The organism is Micromonospora sp. NPDC085948 (assembly GCF_040686315.1).
Taxonomy (GTDB): domain Bacteria; phylum Actinomycetota; class Actinomycetes; order Mycobacteriales; family Micromonosporaceae; genus Micromonospora.
The window spans coordinates 282,043-297,938 of record NZ_JBFBJW010000001.1 but is presented as its reverse complement, the minus strand read 5'-3'; the positions used below and the strand labels follow the sequence as shown (position 1 = coordinate 297,938).

Sequence of the window (15,896 nt, the reverse complement as noted above, 5' to 3'; positions counted from 1 at the left end):
ACGGCGGCTGGCCGGTCGGCTGCGGACCCGTGCCAGGATGAGGGGCATGGCGGCGGGACCTGTGGCGTTCGTGCTCGGCGGCGGGGGAGTGCTCGGCGCGGTCGAGGTGGGCATGCTGCGCGCGCTGTTCCGCGCCGGCATCCAGCCCGACATGGTGCTCGGCACCTCGATCGGCGCGGTGAACGGGGCGCTCGTCGCCGCCGACCCGTCGGAGGCGGTGACCGACCGGCTGGTCCGGCTGTGGGCCTCGCCGGAGGCGAGCGAGGTGTACGGCGACTCGGTCGCCCGGCAGTTGCGTCGCTTCGCCGCCCGCACCCACCTGCACTCGCCCCGGCCGCTGCGCCGCCTGCTCGAAACCGAGCTGGGCGTGGACACCACCTTCGCCGATCTGCGGGTCCCGTTCCGCTGCTGCGCCGCGCACATCGAGCGGGCCGCCGAGCACTGGTTCGACACCGGTCCGGTCGTGCCGGCGGTGATGGCCTCGGCCTCGGTGCCGGGCCTGCTCCCGCCCATGGAGATCGACGGCGCGCACTACGTCGACGGTGGCATCGTCAACTCCATCCCGATCGGCGAGGCGGTGGCCGTCGGCGCGCGCCGGATCTACGTCCTCCAGGTGGGTCGGATCGAACGCGAGCTGACGCCGCCCCGACGGCCGTGGGAGATCGCGCAGGTCGCCTTCGAGATCTCCCGCCGGCACCGCTTCTTCCGCGAGATGGCCGCGCTGCCCGAGGGGGTGGAGGTGCACGTCCTGCCCACCGGAGGGCTGAACCCACGAGACGACACCCCGTGGGCGTACCGGGACATGGCGGCGGTGGGGCGGCGGATCAGCCGGGCGTACACCGCCTCCCGGCGTTACCTCGCCACCCACCTGGAGCGGTGATGCCGTTGCCCCCCAGGTGGCTACGCCGGTTGCTGTTCGCCCCCGCCGTGGTGGTGCTCGCCTTCGTCGTGGTCACCACGTTGCCGGTCTGGGCGCTCCTCGCCGCAGCCGCGTCGCCGCTGGTCCCGGGTCGCCTGCGCCCACTGCGGCTGCTCTGGATCGGCTGCGTGTACCTGGTCTGGAACGCTGCCGCGCTGCTCGCGCTCTTCGTGCTCTGGGTGGTCTCCGGCTTCGGCTTGCGGGTCCGGTCCCCGGCCTTCCAGCGTGCGCACTACGTGCTGGCCGGCTGGTTCCTGCGGGTGCTGTTCTGGCAGGCCCGCTGGACCCTGCGGTTGCGCATCGACGTGGTGGGCACCGACCCGGACACCGCGCTGCCCGGCCGGCCGGAGCTGGTGCTCTGCCGGCACGCCGGGCCGGGTGACTCGTTCATCCTGATCCACGGCCTGGTCAACTGGTTCAAGCGGGAGCCACGCATCGTCCTGAAGGACAGCCTCCAGTGGGACCCGGCGATCGACGTGCTGCTCAACCGGCTGCCCAACCGCTTCATCGCGCCGACGCCGGAGCGCGGCGAGGAGACGGTACGCCAGGTCGGGCACCTGGCCGCGGGCCTGGACGACAACGACGCGTTCGTCATCTTCCCCGAGGGCGGTAACTTCACCCCCAAACGGCGGCTGCGCGCCATCGCCCGGCTGCGCTCCCTCGGCCTGGAACGGATGGCCCTGCGCGCCGAGCGGATGCGCCACGTCCTCGCCCCGCAGCCCGGCGGGATGCTCGCCGCGCTGGACGCCGCCCCGGACGCCGGGGTCATCTTCGTCGCCCACACCGGACTGGACCGGATGCTCACCGTCGCCGACGTGTGGCGGGAACTGCCGATGGACAAGCAGATCGTGATGCGGTTCTGGTCGGTGCCGCCGGAGGACGTGCCGGTCGGACGGCAGCAACGCATCGACTGGCTGTTCGACTGGTGGGCACGGATCGACGCCTGGATCGCGGCCAATCGATGAGCGTGCGCCGCGCGGCCTCGCGGTCGGGAGCGAAAAGCCGGCTCGACGGGGTGGCGCCGCGTAGGGTGCGGGCGTGGATCAGATCTGCGTGGTGACGACGGTGGTGGATGCGCGTTCGGTCGCCGACGTGCTGGCGGCCGCGGCCGTTGCCGGTCGGCTGGCCGCCTGTGCACAGGTGGGCGGTCAGGTGGACAGCACCTACTGGTGGCGGTCCGGAGTGGAGACCAGTTCCGAGTGGTCGGTGCAGTTCAAGACCGCACCGGACCGGCTGGCCGCGTTGGTGGATCAGATCCGGGTCAGCCATCCGTACGAGGTGCCGGAGATCCTGGTGTCCAGGGTGGACAGCGGTGATCCCGCGTACGCGACCTGGGTCTTCGAACACACCCGACCCTGAGTACGCGGACTCTGGGCCGCGCCCCGGTCTGCTCCCGATGATGACCGGGTGGATGACACCCGCTATCCCTGCCCGGCCTGCGCTGCCCCGGCCGGCCTGAGCACCGGCTGCACCGGCTGCCGGCGCGCACCCGATCCGGTCGCCGCCGAGGTGTTCCGGCTGGGCCGAGAGGTCGCCCAGCTCGAGCCGGAGGTGGAGCGCGCCCGCCGTGCGTACACCGAGCTTGCTGGACGCCTCTCGGTGCTGTCGCGGCGGCGGGCCGAGCTGGCGGCGGTCGTCCGCGCGGGGTTGGCTGTTCCGGTGGTGCCGAGCCCGACGCCTGTCGTCGGGCCGGTGCCGACCGGCGGCCCCGGTGCTGCGGAGCATGCGGCACCGGGTGCTGCGGAGACGTCCAGCCGGACGATCCAGGGTCTGCTCTTCGTCCTCGGTGGACTGCTGTTGGGCACCGCGGCGGTGGTGTTCACCGCGGTGGCCTGGGCGTCGGTGGGCGTCGGTGGGCGGGCGTCGATCCTGACCGCGTTCACCGCGCTGCTGCTGGCCGTACCGCTGCTGGCGGTCCGTCGAGGGCTGCGCGGCACGGCGGAGACGTTCGCCGCGGTCGGGTTGCTGCTGGTGGTGCTCGACGGTTACGCGGCCTGGTCGGTGGACCTGGCCGGGGTGGCCGGCTGGCCGGGCAGCCGGTACGCCGCGCTGGTCGGGGGGGCCAGCGCGGCGGTCGCCGTGGCGTACGGCAGGTGGAGCGGGTTGACCGGGCCGTGGTTCGCCGCCCTGCTGGCCGCCCAGCCGGTGCTGCCGCTGCTCGCCGTCGCGGTCGAACCGGGTGCGGCCGGATGGGCGCTGGTCCTGCTCGCCGTGGCGCTGCTGGACCTGGGCGTGCTTGTCGCGCTGCGCGGCCGGGACGGTGTGGCGGTGCTGGTCGGCCGGGTGTCGGCGGCGGTCGGGCACGTGGCCGCGCTCGTCGGCGCCGCGAGTTGCGCCCTGGTGCCGCTGGTCCTCGGACGGGCGGCGGATTCGCCGCTGCTGGCCGGGTTGCCGCTGTTGCTTGTCGCGCTGACCGGGCTCGGTGCGGCCTGGTTGGTCGGCGGACCGGCGCTGCGGGCGGTGGCCGGCGCTGTGCTGGTGCCGGTGCTCGCCGCCGCGCTGCTGCGCCCGGTGGCCGAGCTGCGGCCGGCACTGCTGCTGATCGCGGCGGCGACGGTGGCCCTCGTGCTGGCCGGTGCGGTGCGGCTGCTGCCGGGTGCCGGGGGTTGGCGGACCGGCCCGCGCGCCGGTGCGCTGCTGGTCGCGGCCGGCACGGCGCAGGTGGCCGCGCTGATCACCGCCGTGCTCGCGGTCGCGGCCGTGAGCCGCTCGCTGCCGCCGTGGCGCGGGGCCGGGACGGGGCCGGACCTGGACTGGGGTTGGCAGCTCGCACCCGCCGTCGCGTTGGTGCTCGGCGCGACGGTCCTGCTGCTGCCCGGGAGGGCGCGAGCGGTGCTCGCCCCGGCCGGCGCGGTGGCGGTGCTGCTCGCCGTGCCCACCGGCTGGGCGGCCCCCTGGCCGGCGGTGGTGGCCGTCGACCTGGTCGGCGGGGTCGCCCTGCTGGTCGCCGTGCTGGCCCGCCCGGCGGCACGCGCCGCCTCGCTGCGCACCAGCGCGCTCGGTGCCGCCGTCCTGCTCGGGCACGGGTTGCTCGTCGCGCTGGCCACCCCGACCGGTGCTCTGGTGGCGCTCGGCAGCGTCGTCGTGGTCGGGCTGACACTCGCCGTACGACGGGGCGCCGGGCCGTACCGGCAGGTGGCCGGCGTGGGGCTGCTGGTCGCGCAGCTCGCGCTGCCCGGGGTCGCCACGGTGGCGCTGTTCGCCGCGTGTGCGCCCCCCTGGTGGCAGGCGCGGCTGGCCCTTGTCGCCGCCGGGCTGTCGCTGGTCGCGGTGCTCGCGGCGCGTCGCCACCGGGTGGAGCTGACCGGGTACGCGGTGACCGGCGCCGTGGTCGCGGTGACCGTGCCCGGACTCACGCCGCTGGTCGTGGCGGGCAACGAGCCACTGCCGCTGTACGCCGCGCTGGCGGCGCTCGGTGTCGCGCTCGTCGCCCGGTGGGAGCGGCCGGCGGCCGGCGAGAAGGAACCGGTCCGGCGGGCCGTGCTGCTGGCGGCGGGGGGCCTGCTGGCGGTGGTCACGGTCCTGGCGGCCCTGCCAACGGTGTTGACCGCGCTCGGGTCGCCGTACGGCAGTCGGGAGCGGGTGTGGTCGGGCGTGCCCACGATCGTCACCGACCCGATGGCGCTCCCTCGCGGGTTGGCGCTGGCCGTGCTGGGGGCGGCCGTCGTGCTGGCCGGTCGGGGGATCCGCCCACGCGTGCTGCTCGCGCTGCCGTTCGTCGCGGCCGCCCTGCCGGTGCTGCTCCTCGCGATCGGCACGCCGTGGCCGGTGCTGCCGGCGGCTGTGCTGTTCGTCGGAATGGCCGCGCTGCTGCTCGCGGCACTTGCCGCGCGGCCGGCGGGCGCACCTGTCGTCGTACCGGTGGGGGTGGTGCTGACCACGTCCGGTGTGGCGGGGCTGCTGGCCACCCCGGCCGGGACGCTCGCCGCGCAGGGGGTGCTGCTGGTGGCGGCGGTCGTCGTCGCCGTCGGGGCGCGCGTGGTCGAGGTGCGGGTCGCGGGGTGCCTGGCCGCGGTGGGGGCGGCGTCGGCGCTGGCGGTGACCGCCCCGCTCGCCGGAGGGCTGCCGCTGCGGGCGGCGGCGTACCCGCTGCTGGGGGTGGCCGCGCTCGTGCTGGCCGTCGCCGCGGTGGCCTCGCCGCGAGACCGGGTCGGGCGGGTGCTGGACGCTGCCGCGCAGGCGGTGGCGCTGGTGGCGGCGGTGCTCGTCGTCGAGGTGGCGCGGCACCTCGCCACCGTCTGTGTGCTCTGGGGCGTGGCCGTCGCGCTGCGGCTGCTGCGACGGGGTGAGCCGGCCGGTCGGCGGTGGGTGTTCGCCGGCATCGCCGCCGGCAGCGAGTTGCTCGGTGCGTGGGTGCTGCTGTCCGCCGGCGGCGTGACCGTGCTGGAGGCGTACACCCTGCCGGCCTCGGCGCTCGCCCTCGGCGCTGGTCTGCTGGCGCTGCGCACCCGGCCGGGCCTGACCAGTTGGCCGGCCCTCGGCCCGGGGCTGGTCGCGGCGCTGCTCCCGAGCCTCGTGTCGGTGCTGGCCGGGGCGGACCCGCAGCCGTGGCGGCGACTGTTCCTCGGCGCGGCGGCCCTGGGCGCGGTGCTGGCCGGCGCCAGCCGCCGGTGGCAGGCGCCGGTGCTGCTCGGTGGGGGAGTGCTGGCGCTGTTGGCCCTGCACGAGGTGGCCCGGGGCTGGGACCTGCTTCCCCGGTGGATCTACCTCGGTGTGGGCGGGCTGGCGCTGGTCGGGCTGGCCGCGACCTACGAGCGGCGGCGGCGTGACCTGGCTCGGTTGCGGGCCACGGTGGCCCGGCTGGGCTGAGTCACGCCATCGGGGGTAGTGCCCGCCCTACCCCCGATTCGGGGGTTGCCAGGTTTTCTCAGCGCTACCGCGGACGGGAGACTTGACGATAAGCCCGAACCGTCCTGGTTCAGGCACAAGCGGATCGGGAGCAGCAATGGCGCTCGGAGCGGTGGCGGAACCGCCGGTACGACGGCGAGGCAGTGACTACGCACAGTTGTCCCGGCGGATCAGCCAGGCGGGCCTGCTGGAGCGACGCCCCGGTTGGTACGTCGCCCGCATCACGCTCACCCTCGGCGCCTTCGTGGCCGGCTGGATCGCCGTGTTCCTGCTCGGCGACTCCTGGTGGCAGCTGCCGCTCGCGGCACTGATGGCGGTGGCCACCACCCAGGTCGCGTTCCTCGGGCACGACGCCGGTCACCGGCAGATGTTCCGACGCCGGGGCGCCAGCGAGTTGGTGGGGATGTTCGCCGGCAACGTGGCGGTGGGGATCAGCTACGGCTGGTGGGTCGACAAGCACAACCGGCACCACGCCAACCCGAACCACGAGGACGAGGACCCGGACGTCGGCGCGGGCGCCCTGGTGTGGACGCACGAGCAGGCGCTGGAGACCCGCGGGTTCGGCCGTTGGATGGCGCAGCGGCAGGCGTACTTCTTCTTCCCGATGCTCCTGCTGGAGGGTCTGAGCCTGCACGTGGCGAGCATCCGGGCGATCGTCGGCCGGGAGGACGGCAGGTACGCCGTCCCGATGCGGCACCGGGCGGTCGAGGCCGCGCTGCTCGTCGCGCACACCGTCGGCTACGTGGCGCTGCTGTTGGCGGTCATGTCGCCGGTCAAGGCGCTGCTCTTCGCCGTCGTGCACCAGGCGCTGTGGGGCCTCTACATGGGCTGCGCGTTCGCACCGAACCACAAGGGCATGCCGATGCCGACCGCCGAGGACGACCTGGACTTCCTGCGTAAGCAGGTGCTGACCTCCCGCAACGTGCGGGGCAGTCGACTGGTGGACACCACGCTGGGCGGGCTCAACTACCAGATCGAGCACCACCTCTTCCCGAACATGCCCCGCGCCAACCTGCGGCGGGCTCAGCCGATCGTGCGCGCCTACTGCGCCGAGCAGGGCATCCCGTACGCCGAGACCGGGCTGATCGAGTCGTACCGGCAGGCGCTCGGTCACCTGCACGAGGTGGGCCGGCCGCTGCGCGGCTGAACGGCACCGCCGCTGCGGCGGTGGTGAGTACTGATCGATGGGGCGGCATCTGATGATGCCGCCCCATCGATGTGTTTCTGGCCGGCATATCCGGTCTCGGGGGAAAAGCAGCGATCGCAAAAATTGCCTCAGGTCAATAGTTGCCATGGTCAATCATGGCTTGCTAGGTTCACTGCGGCACCCACGGGGGGCGCTGATCTGACTCATTCTCTGAGCCTCGTCGCGGTGTCCGGCGCTGTTTCTGCGCGTCCGATTCCTTCTTCGCGGCAGTGTGACCGGCACGTCAAGTGCCGTGGGCAATTGTGTCTTCGTTGTCGGCATCGCGTGAAGGAAAACAAATGAGCATTGTCGGTAATGGACGCCGCCTAATTGCGGTCCTGGTCGGCGTCGTGCTGGTGGTCTCGGGCAGCCCCGCGTACGCGCGGCCGGCAGGTGGCGCCGAGTCGGCACCCCGGGCGGGCACGGTCTTGCGCCCGCCGACGCCGCAGGGCCGGGACGTGCCGGACACCCCACCGGGTCCGGCGAAGGTCCTGCCCTCGGTGGCCCAGCCGACACCCGCCGAGGCGATACCGCCGGCACGCCGGGTCCGGGAGCTGGTCGACCGCCGCACCGCGAGCACCAAGGTCTACCTGCTGGCCGACGGACGGATGCAGGCGGAGGCCAGCCGCGAGCCGGTCCACTACCGCGACGGCAAGGGCCGCTGGCAGGACATCCAGTCGACCGTGTCCGCCGGGGACAGCTCTGGCTACCCCTTCGCCGCCACCCGCAACACGTTCGCCGGCAGGTTCGGCGACCGCAGTGACCGCGTGCTGTCGTACTCGATGGGGGATTACGGGTTGACCCTCGGGCTCGCCGGCGGCCCGCAGGCCCTGCGCCCGACCGCCAAGGGTTCCCGGGTCACCTACCCGGGCGCGCTCGGCGGCGCCGACCTGGTCTACGAGGTGACCCCGTCGGCGATCAAGGAGCAGATCGTGCTGGCCGCCGCGCCGAGCGGGCCGGCCACGTACACGTTCACGCTGGACGTGGACTCGGTCCGCGCGGTGCCGGAGGCCGACGGCTCGCTGTCGTTCTTCGCCACCGACTGGCAGGGTCCGGCGCTTTTCACGATGCCTCGGCCGTACATGTACGACAGTGCCGACGACCAGGCGTCGGTGGTCGGCAAGGCGATGAGCTACCAGGTCAGCCAGCGGGTCAGCCAGCAGGACGGTCGCACGGTGGTGACGGTCAGCGCGGACGACGCCTGGCTGCGCGACCCCGCCCGTAAGTACCCGGTGGTGATCGATCCGACGATCAAGGTCCAACCCACGTTGAACCAGGCCCAGGACGTGATGCTCGCCTCCGGCGGTCCGACGGAGAACTTCGACAGCACCTGGAAGCTGTCCGCCGGCGCCTCCACCGGGGGCACGTTCCGCTCGCTCACCAAGTTCGACCTGTCCAAGGTGCCGGCCAACACCGTGCTGGACTCGGCGCAGCTGCAGATGTATTTCGACCAGACCCACGGTGGCGCCGACGACAGCGCGATCGCGTTCGAGGCGCGTCGGGTGACCGCGGCGTGGAACGAGACCACCGCGACGTGGAGCAGCATGAGCGCCAAGTTCGCCGAAGTCGGGGAGAACCGGGAGCAGGTCGACGAGGCGGAGACCGCAAAGGTGTCCGCGAGCGGTGAGTGGGTGGGTGCCACGGCCACCGACCGCAGCCTGGCGAACAACGGCGCGTACCGGTACAACGCCGACGCGTCCACCGGTCAGACGTTCACCTGGGTGCCGCGCCTGACCGAGGACGGCCAGTACGAGGTGTACGTGCACTACGTGCCGGGCTCGGACCGGGCCACGAACGCGCCCTACACCGTGTTCCACGACGGCGGTTCGGTGGTCAAGACGGTCAACCAGACCACCGGCTCCGGCAGTCAGAACTGGGTGTCGATCGGCACCTACGGTTTCAAGGCGGGCACCACGCACAAGGTGGTGCTCGGCGACGTGGCCAACAAGAAGGTCGTGGCCGACGCGGTGCGGCTGGTCAAGCGGGCCGAGGTGACCAAGCCACTGAACCAGACCAACGCCTGGCACAGCTACAGCGTCCGCTCGATCGTGCAGGGCTGGCTGGACAATCCCGCGACGAACTACGGCTTCATGCTCAAGGGCAAGGACGAGACCAACAAGAACGGCGGCCCACGGTACGAGTCCGGCGACTTCTCCTACGGTGGTGAGGACGACCACGGCCCGAAGCTGGTGCTGACCTGGGGCAAGCCCGGGGTCGCGCTGAATCCGGTGACCACCGTCCGGGCCACCGGCGCCGACCTGTCCTGGTCGTCCTACACCGACCCCTCGTCGTCGCCGGATGACGACCTGGTCGAGTACCAGGTGCACTCCAGCAAGACACAGAACTTCATGCCGAACGCGTCCACCCTGGTCGCCCCGATTCGACCGGGCCGCACCACGTACTCGGACACCCACGCGACGCCCACCCCGGCGAACTCGTCGACCCAGTTCGGCGAGGCCTACTTCTACATGGTCGCCGTGCGGTTGCGCGACGGCACGGTCATCCCGGCGCAGACCCAGATGGTGCGGCTGCCCAAGGCCGGCCAGGTGATCAGGTTCTTCACCGGCGCGGACGACAACACGTTGACAAGCGCCAAACCGGACAACAACTGGGACAAGTTGGATGCCGGCGGTGAGCTTCAGGTCGGCAACAAGGGCTCGATCTACGGCAACAGCCGAGTGGTGCTGAAGTTCCCCAACGTCACCGGACTGCCCGCTCAGGCGAAGATCGTCAACGCGCAGGTCGGCCTGTGGGGCTGGTACACCGAGGGCGACGGCGCCGGCCAGCAGCAGTTCCAGCTCCGCGGGTTGACCCAGAACTTCAGCGAGACGACCTCGACGTGGAAGAGCGCCCAGTCCGGGATCGCCTGGAACACGGCGGGCGGCGACGTGGAGTCGACCGTGCAGTCCACGGTCAGCTCGCTCAACGGCGACCCGGGCTGGGTCAACTGGGAGGCCGGCCCGCTGGTGCAGCGCTGGGTGGACAGCGCGAGCAACAACAAGGGTGTCCAGATCCGGCTTGCCAACGAGGCCGGTGTGGAGCAGCGGGTGCTGTTCCTCTCCGCCGAGGCGGCCGAACCGTCGCTGCGGCCCCGGCTGCGGGTCATCTACACCGTGCCGAACAACGCCAGCACCTACCACGCGCCGAACACGCCGAGCCGGATGATCCCGGGTGACCAGTACCTGGTGCCGGTCACCGTCACCAACACCACGTCGTCGTCGGTGTGGTCGCCGTCGGACTGGGTGCTGTCGTACCACTGGACGCGTCCGGACGGCACCCCCGCCACCAACGCGGGCAACCCGATCGAGACGCCTCTGCCGTCGGCGCAGGCACCCGGCGGTGTGGTCACCATCAACGCCACCGTGAAGGCCCCCGCCGGCGGTGGTGACGGCGATCGCCGGGAGGACTACGTCCTGAAGTGGGACCTGCGGAACAAGAACTCCGGGCAGTGGTTGTCGGAGGGCACCCAGATCCAACCCCTCGACCAGGCGGTGGCCGTCGAGGACCCCACCTCCGACCAGCTCGGGCTGGAGAAGTTCTACCAGTACGCCGGCGGCAGCGCGGGCTCCGGCTCGTCGCTGATGGTCAACCAGTTCTCGGGTAACGCCGTGTTCGGCTACAACCCGTTGGCCAACCCGAGCCGGGGCGTGTCGACATTCGTCCGGCTGACCTACAACAGCCAGGACACGTCCACCTCGTCGATGGGGTTGGGCTGGTCGTTGTCCACCACGAGCGCGGTCCGGCTCGGGTCGCCGTTGCAGTTCCGGGGCGGGGACAGCACGTGGCCGCAGCAGGTCGCGATGACCGACGGTGACGGCACCACCCACCTGTTCAACCTGGACAAGCACAACAGCGCGAACACCGCGGACTGGCGCTACGTGCAGCCCGCCGGGGTGCACCTGTACCTGCAACGCACCGGTAGCGGCGACACCAGCCAGGCGTGGACGATGACGCGGCCGGACCGCAGCCAGTTCGTCTTCGACGAGCAGGGCTACCAGAGTGCCGTGCGGGACCGTAACGGCAACCAGCTCCTGTTCACCTACGAGCGGATGCAGGTCGACTACCGCAACACCGCGATGCTGCGCTACCTGACCGATCCGGAGAACCGGCGGACGTTGTCCCTGGACTACTACGCCGCGGGCGACAGCTACACCGCGTTCGTCAACGGCACGAAGCAGAGCCTGACGAACCTGCAGGACCGGCGGATCATCAACCAGCTCAAGTCGATCACCGACGTGAGTGGGCGGGTGATGTCCTTCGTCTACAGCGACGGTGGACTGCTCCGGGAGGTCACCGACGGGTCCGGCACTGCCGACGCCAAGCCCTTCGGCTTCGTCTACGACGAGTCGCAGGGGCCGCAGAACGCCCGCCTGACCCGGGTGGTGGACCCGCGGACGGCCGTGTCGAAGATCGCCTACAACGAGGCAGGTGACCAGTTCCTCCAGGGCAAGGTGAACATGGTCACCGACCGGTTGCTCAAGAACACCCTGGTGGATTACCAGGACCCGGACGGCGACGCCAGCGACGGGGTGCTCACCACGGTGACCGACCCCAAGGGCCGGGCCACCGAGAGCTTGATCGACGGTTTCGGTCGGGCCACGCGCATCACCAACGCCCTGAACCAGGCCACCCTGCTGGGCTGGGACGCGGACAACAACGTCAGCCGGTTGGAGGAGGCCGGCGGGGCGATCAGCACCTGGCGGTTCGACCAGGTGACCGGCTACCCGCTGGAGGTCAAGGATCCCGAGGCGAACCGGAACAACACCCCCGGCCTGCGGATGGACTACCGGTACGGGTTGGCCGGGCACACCGCCGAGCTGACCGACAAGTACTCGCCGGAGGGCCGGCACTGGAAGTTCGGGTACGACACCGTCGGCAACCTCACCTCGGTGACCGACCCCAAGGGCACCGCCACGAGCCTCGAGGGTGACTACACCTCCAGCTACGCGTACGACCCGTTCGGGCGGATGACCAAGGCGACGGACGCCAACAAGCACAGCACCGACTACGCCGACTACGACCCGGTCGGTTACCCGCGCAAGATCACCAACCCGTTGACCGAGGTCACGAAGTACACGTACTCGTCGATCGGCAGCGTGCTCACCGTCACCGACCCGAAAGAGCGCACCACGACCTACACGTACGACGGCTTCGGTCGTCCCCTGACGCAGAAGGTCCCGAAGGACGCCGCGAACGGCGTGTACATCACCACCCCCGCTCCGGTGTACGACAAGAACGACAACGCCACCCAGCAGACGTCACCGACCGGGGCGGTGACCACCGCGGTCTACGACGCGCTGGACCGGCCGAGCACGGTCACCACACCGAAGGACACCTCCAACTCCGAGGCGTCGACCACCAAGTACGACTACGACCAGGTGGGCAACGTCATCAAGGTGACCGAGCCGAAGGGCATGCTGACCCCGGCCGACACGCTGGACTACGCCACGGTGTACGTCTACGACGAGCTGAACCGGCCCAAGGAGGTCACCGACGCGCTCAACGGCCGACTCAGCATCGACTACGACCTGGCCGGCAACGTCCGGCAGCAGATCGACCAGCGGAAGAACGCGACGTCGGACCCCAACGACTGGACGGCACAGTTCACCTACGACCTGAACCGTCGGGTCAAGACGACGATCGACCCGAAGGGCAACAGCACCGGCGTCGAGTACGACCGGGACGGCAACCCGACCGTCGCGATCGACCAGGACGGCAACCGGTCGCTGATGAACTACGACGAGCGTTCGGCCCTGATCGAGCAGAAGGTGCCGTACCAGTCGTCCGGCGGCACGATCACCTACCGGACCACCAAGTACGAGTACGACGGGGTCGGCAACCTCAGCCGGCAGATCAGCCCACGCGGGGTCGAGACCACGAACGATCCGGACGACTTCACGACCGTCACGCTCTACGACGCCGTGAACCGGGTCCGTGAGGTCCAGCAACCGTACGACCGGGACGACTCGCAGTTCACCACGCCGTCGGTCACGAAGTACCAGTACGACACGGTCGGCAACCTGGAGTTGATCTCCGCACCGCCGTCGAACGACCAGTCGGCCCGCAACGACACCGTGCAGACGTTCTTCGACAACGGCTGGATCCGCACCTCGAAGGACGTCGGCTGGAACATCACCACCACGTACGACTACGACAACAACGGCGCGCAGACCTCCCGGACGGTCGCCGGCGCCAGCGGCACCCCGCGCCAGATGGACTGGACCTACTACCCGGACGGCAAGAAGAAGAGCCAGTCCGACAACGGCGCCGGTTCGGGCACGCCGAGCAAGAACTTCGCCTACGAGTACGACGTGAACAGCAACCTCGCCAAGATGCTGGACACCAGCACCGGGGCGGCCATCGACACCTACGCCGTGTCGTACGACATGCTCAACCGCGTCGCCAGCGTGGAGGAGAAGAAGAGCACGGCGGTCAAGAACACCACCACGTTCTCGTACGAGCCCAACGATCTGCTCAAGAAGCGCACCCACGACACGCAGATCTCCGAGTACACCTACGAGACCGAGCGGGACCTCGCCAGCGAGATCAAGAACTCGACGTCGCCGACGGACCCGAAGCCGAAGTACACGCGCTACACCTACAACAAGCGCGGGCAGACGGCGACCGAGACCAAGGGCAACGGCAACGTCGTCACCACCGACTACTTCCTCAACGGCTCGGTGCAGAGCCAGGTGGAGAAGAAGTCCGGCGGCGCGGTGGTCAACCAGCACACCTACGAGTACGAGGCCAACGGGCAGAAGTCGAAGGACGTCTCGCACAAGCAGAACGCGGACAACCGCAGCGCGTACGTCGACACGACGAGCACCTTCGCCTACGACCCGCAGGACCGGATCCGTACGGTCACGAAGACCGGCAGCGGCGCCGGCACCGAGAGCTACGTGCACGACGCCAACAGCAACGTCGTCAAGCAGACCGTCGGCGGTGTCACCACCGACTACGAGTACGACAAGAACCGCCTGAAGTCCGCCAAGATCGACGGTGTCGAGGCGAGCTACGCGTACGACCCGTACGGCCGGCTCAAGACGGTGACCTCGCTCGGAATCACTCTGGAGAGCTACACCTACGACGGCTTCGACCACGTCGTCACCAACGTCAAGAACCCGGGCAACAAGACCACCAACTACACGTACGACCCGCTGGACCGGCAGGCGACCCGCACCTACGGCGGCAAGACCACCACGTACGCGTATCTCGGGCTGACCGGTGACATCTCCGCCGAGCTGGAGGGCACCAAGGTCGTCAAGTCCTACCAGCGCGGTCCGGGCGGTGACCTGCTGTCGCAGGTGAAGACCAACACCGACGACACCCAGGAGGACTCGTACGTCGGTTACGACGGGTCCTCCGACATCGGGCAGATCACCGACGACAAGGGCGACGGCCGGGCCACCTACGGCTACAGCGCCTACGGCAAGAACGACGCCGGTCAGTTCACCGGTGTGGACAAGCCCGACGCCGGTAACCCCGAGAACCCGGACAAGGCGCCGTACAACGCGTACCGGTTCCAGTCCAAGCGCTTCGACCAGTCGACCGGCGACTACGACATGGGCTTCCGGGACTACGACCCGGGGATCAACCAGTTCCTCTCCCGGGACTCGTACAACGGGGCGCTGGACGACCTGGGCCTGGCCGTCGACCCGTACACCGGCAACCGGTACGCGTTCGCCGGCGGCAACCCGATCAGCAACGTGGAGCTGGACGGCCACAACTGGCTCTCCGACGCCGCCGACGAGGTCGGTGACTTCGTGAAGGACGCGGCTTCGGCGATCGGCTCCGACGTGAAGGAGGCCGGGCAGAACATCGCGCAGGCCGCGTACGACACCGCTGTCGCCGACAGCCCCGCGGTCGACAAGGAGACCAGCGACGCGGCCAAGGGCCGGAACAAGGAGCGCGGCGAGTCGCTGAAGAAGACGTTGAGCAACCCGGGTCAGGCCGTGAAGGACTGGTCCGACGGGCTGACCAACGACGTCAAGTCCGGTCATCCGGGTAAGGCAGCCGGGCACCTGTTGTTCGACGCGTTCAGCATCGCCGCCGGTGGCGGCGGGGGCGGCGCGGCGAAGGGGGCCGCAGCCACGGGTGCCAAGGGTGGGGCCGGTGGCGGCGGCCTGAAGCTCGGTTCAAAGACCGGCGGGAACTGCCTGTCCAACAGTTTCGTGCCGGGCACCCTGGTGCTGATGGCCGACGGCAGCACCAAGCCCATCGAGGCCGTCGAACTCGGTGATCAGGTGCTGGCCAGCTCTCCCGAGACGGGCGAGACCGAGGCCAAGCCCGTGACCAGGCTGATCCGTGGTGAGGGTGAGCGGGACCTGGTAGACGTCGCCGTCGCCGTGGACGGTGCGGCCGACGGCGAGACCGCCGACATCACCGCGACCGCCGGTCACCCGTTCTGGGTGGAGGACGAGCAGCGGTGGATCGAGGCCGGGCAGCTGATTGCCGGCGACCAGGTGGTCAGCTCGGACGGCCGCGAGCTGTCAGTGGTGAGTACGCGCCGCTGGACGGAGCACGCGACGGTCTACAACCTGACCGTCGACGACATCCACACGTACTATGTGCTGGCCGGCACGACCTCGGTGCTCGTGCACAACTGCACCCCCGATGCGGGTGCCATGCACAAGAGCGCCACCGACCCACTGAACGGAAAGGCAGGAGATTCCGCTGCCTCGCGGGCGTACCAGAAGCACATGGGCCGACCGAACACGTCACTCATCCCGCTGCGTTCCGGCAAGGATCGGGTCGGGATGTCGAATCATCTGATCGAAGACCTCCTCACGAATTCCAAGACGGCAACTCAGAGGTGGAACCACCCCGAACATGGGGGTGTGATCGACCAACTCCTTCCGGACATCGGCGCGAGATGGAAGGCGAACGGCGACTTCGTCGGATTCCTCGATCACACGGACTATCGAAGGGGCCAGCCGTGAGCCC

The 15,896-nt window shown here is 70.4% G+C and carries 6 protein-coding genes; all 6 read left to right on the top strand.

The window, feature by feature from the left end; translation table 11 throughout:
- The first annotated feature begins 46 nt into the window (after positions 1 to 46).
- The 6 genes from AB0O48_RS01445 (at position 47) to AB0O48_RS01420 (ending at position 15,892) form a co-directional block, all read left to right on the top strand.
- Entirely contained in the window at positions 47 to 880 is an 834-nt protein-coding gene (locus tag AB0O48_RS01445; RefSeq protein WP_357246566.1) for a patatin-like phospholipase family protein, read from the top strand.
- Positions 880 to 1,884, top strand: a complete 1,005-nt coding sequence (locus AB0O48_RS01440; RefSeq protein ID WP_357571830.1) for a 1-acyl-sn-glycerol-3-phosphate acyltransferase — start codon at positions 880 to 882, stop codon at positions 1,882 to 1,884. Before AB0O48_RS01445 ends, AB0O48_RS01440 begins: the two co-directional genes overlap by 1 nt.
- A gap of 73 nt (positions 1,885 to 1,957) precedes the next feature.
- Positions 1,958 to 2,278, top strand: coding sequence for a divalent-cation tolerance protein CutA (gene cutA, locus AB0O48_RS01435; protein ID WP_357066756.1), 321 nt, complete (start codon positions 1,958 to 1,960; stop codon positions 2,276 to 2,278).
- Positions 2,279 to 2,326: 48 nt separating this feature from the next.
- Positions 2,327 to 5,728, top strand: a complete 3,402-nt coding sequence (locus tag AB0O48_RS01430) for a hypothetical protein (RefSeq protein ID WP_365062331.1) — start codon at positions 2,327 to 2,329, stop codon at positions 5,726 to 5,728.
- A 136-nt stretch (positions 5,729 to 5,864) separates the two neighbouring features.
- Positions 5,865 to 6,914 (top strand): acyl-CoA desaturase, encoded by a 1,050-nt coding sequence (locus tag AB0O48_RS01425; RefSeq protein WP_357246557.1) that lies wholly within the window; start codon positions 5,865 to 5,867, stop codon positions 6,912 to 6,914.
- Between the two features lie 338 nt (positions 6,915 to 7,252).
- Positions 7,253 to 15,892 carry a DNRLRE domain-containing protein gene (locus AB0O48_RS01420; RefSeq protein ID WP_357571827.1) on the top strand — a complete coding sequence of 2,880 codons (8,640 nt, stop codon included), beginning with the start codon at positions 7,253 to 7,255 and terminating at the stop codon, positions 15,890 to 15,892.
- Positions 15,893 to 15,896 lie beyond the last annotated feature (4 nt).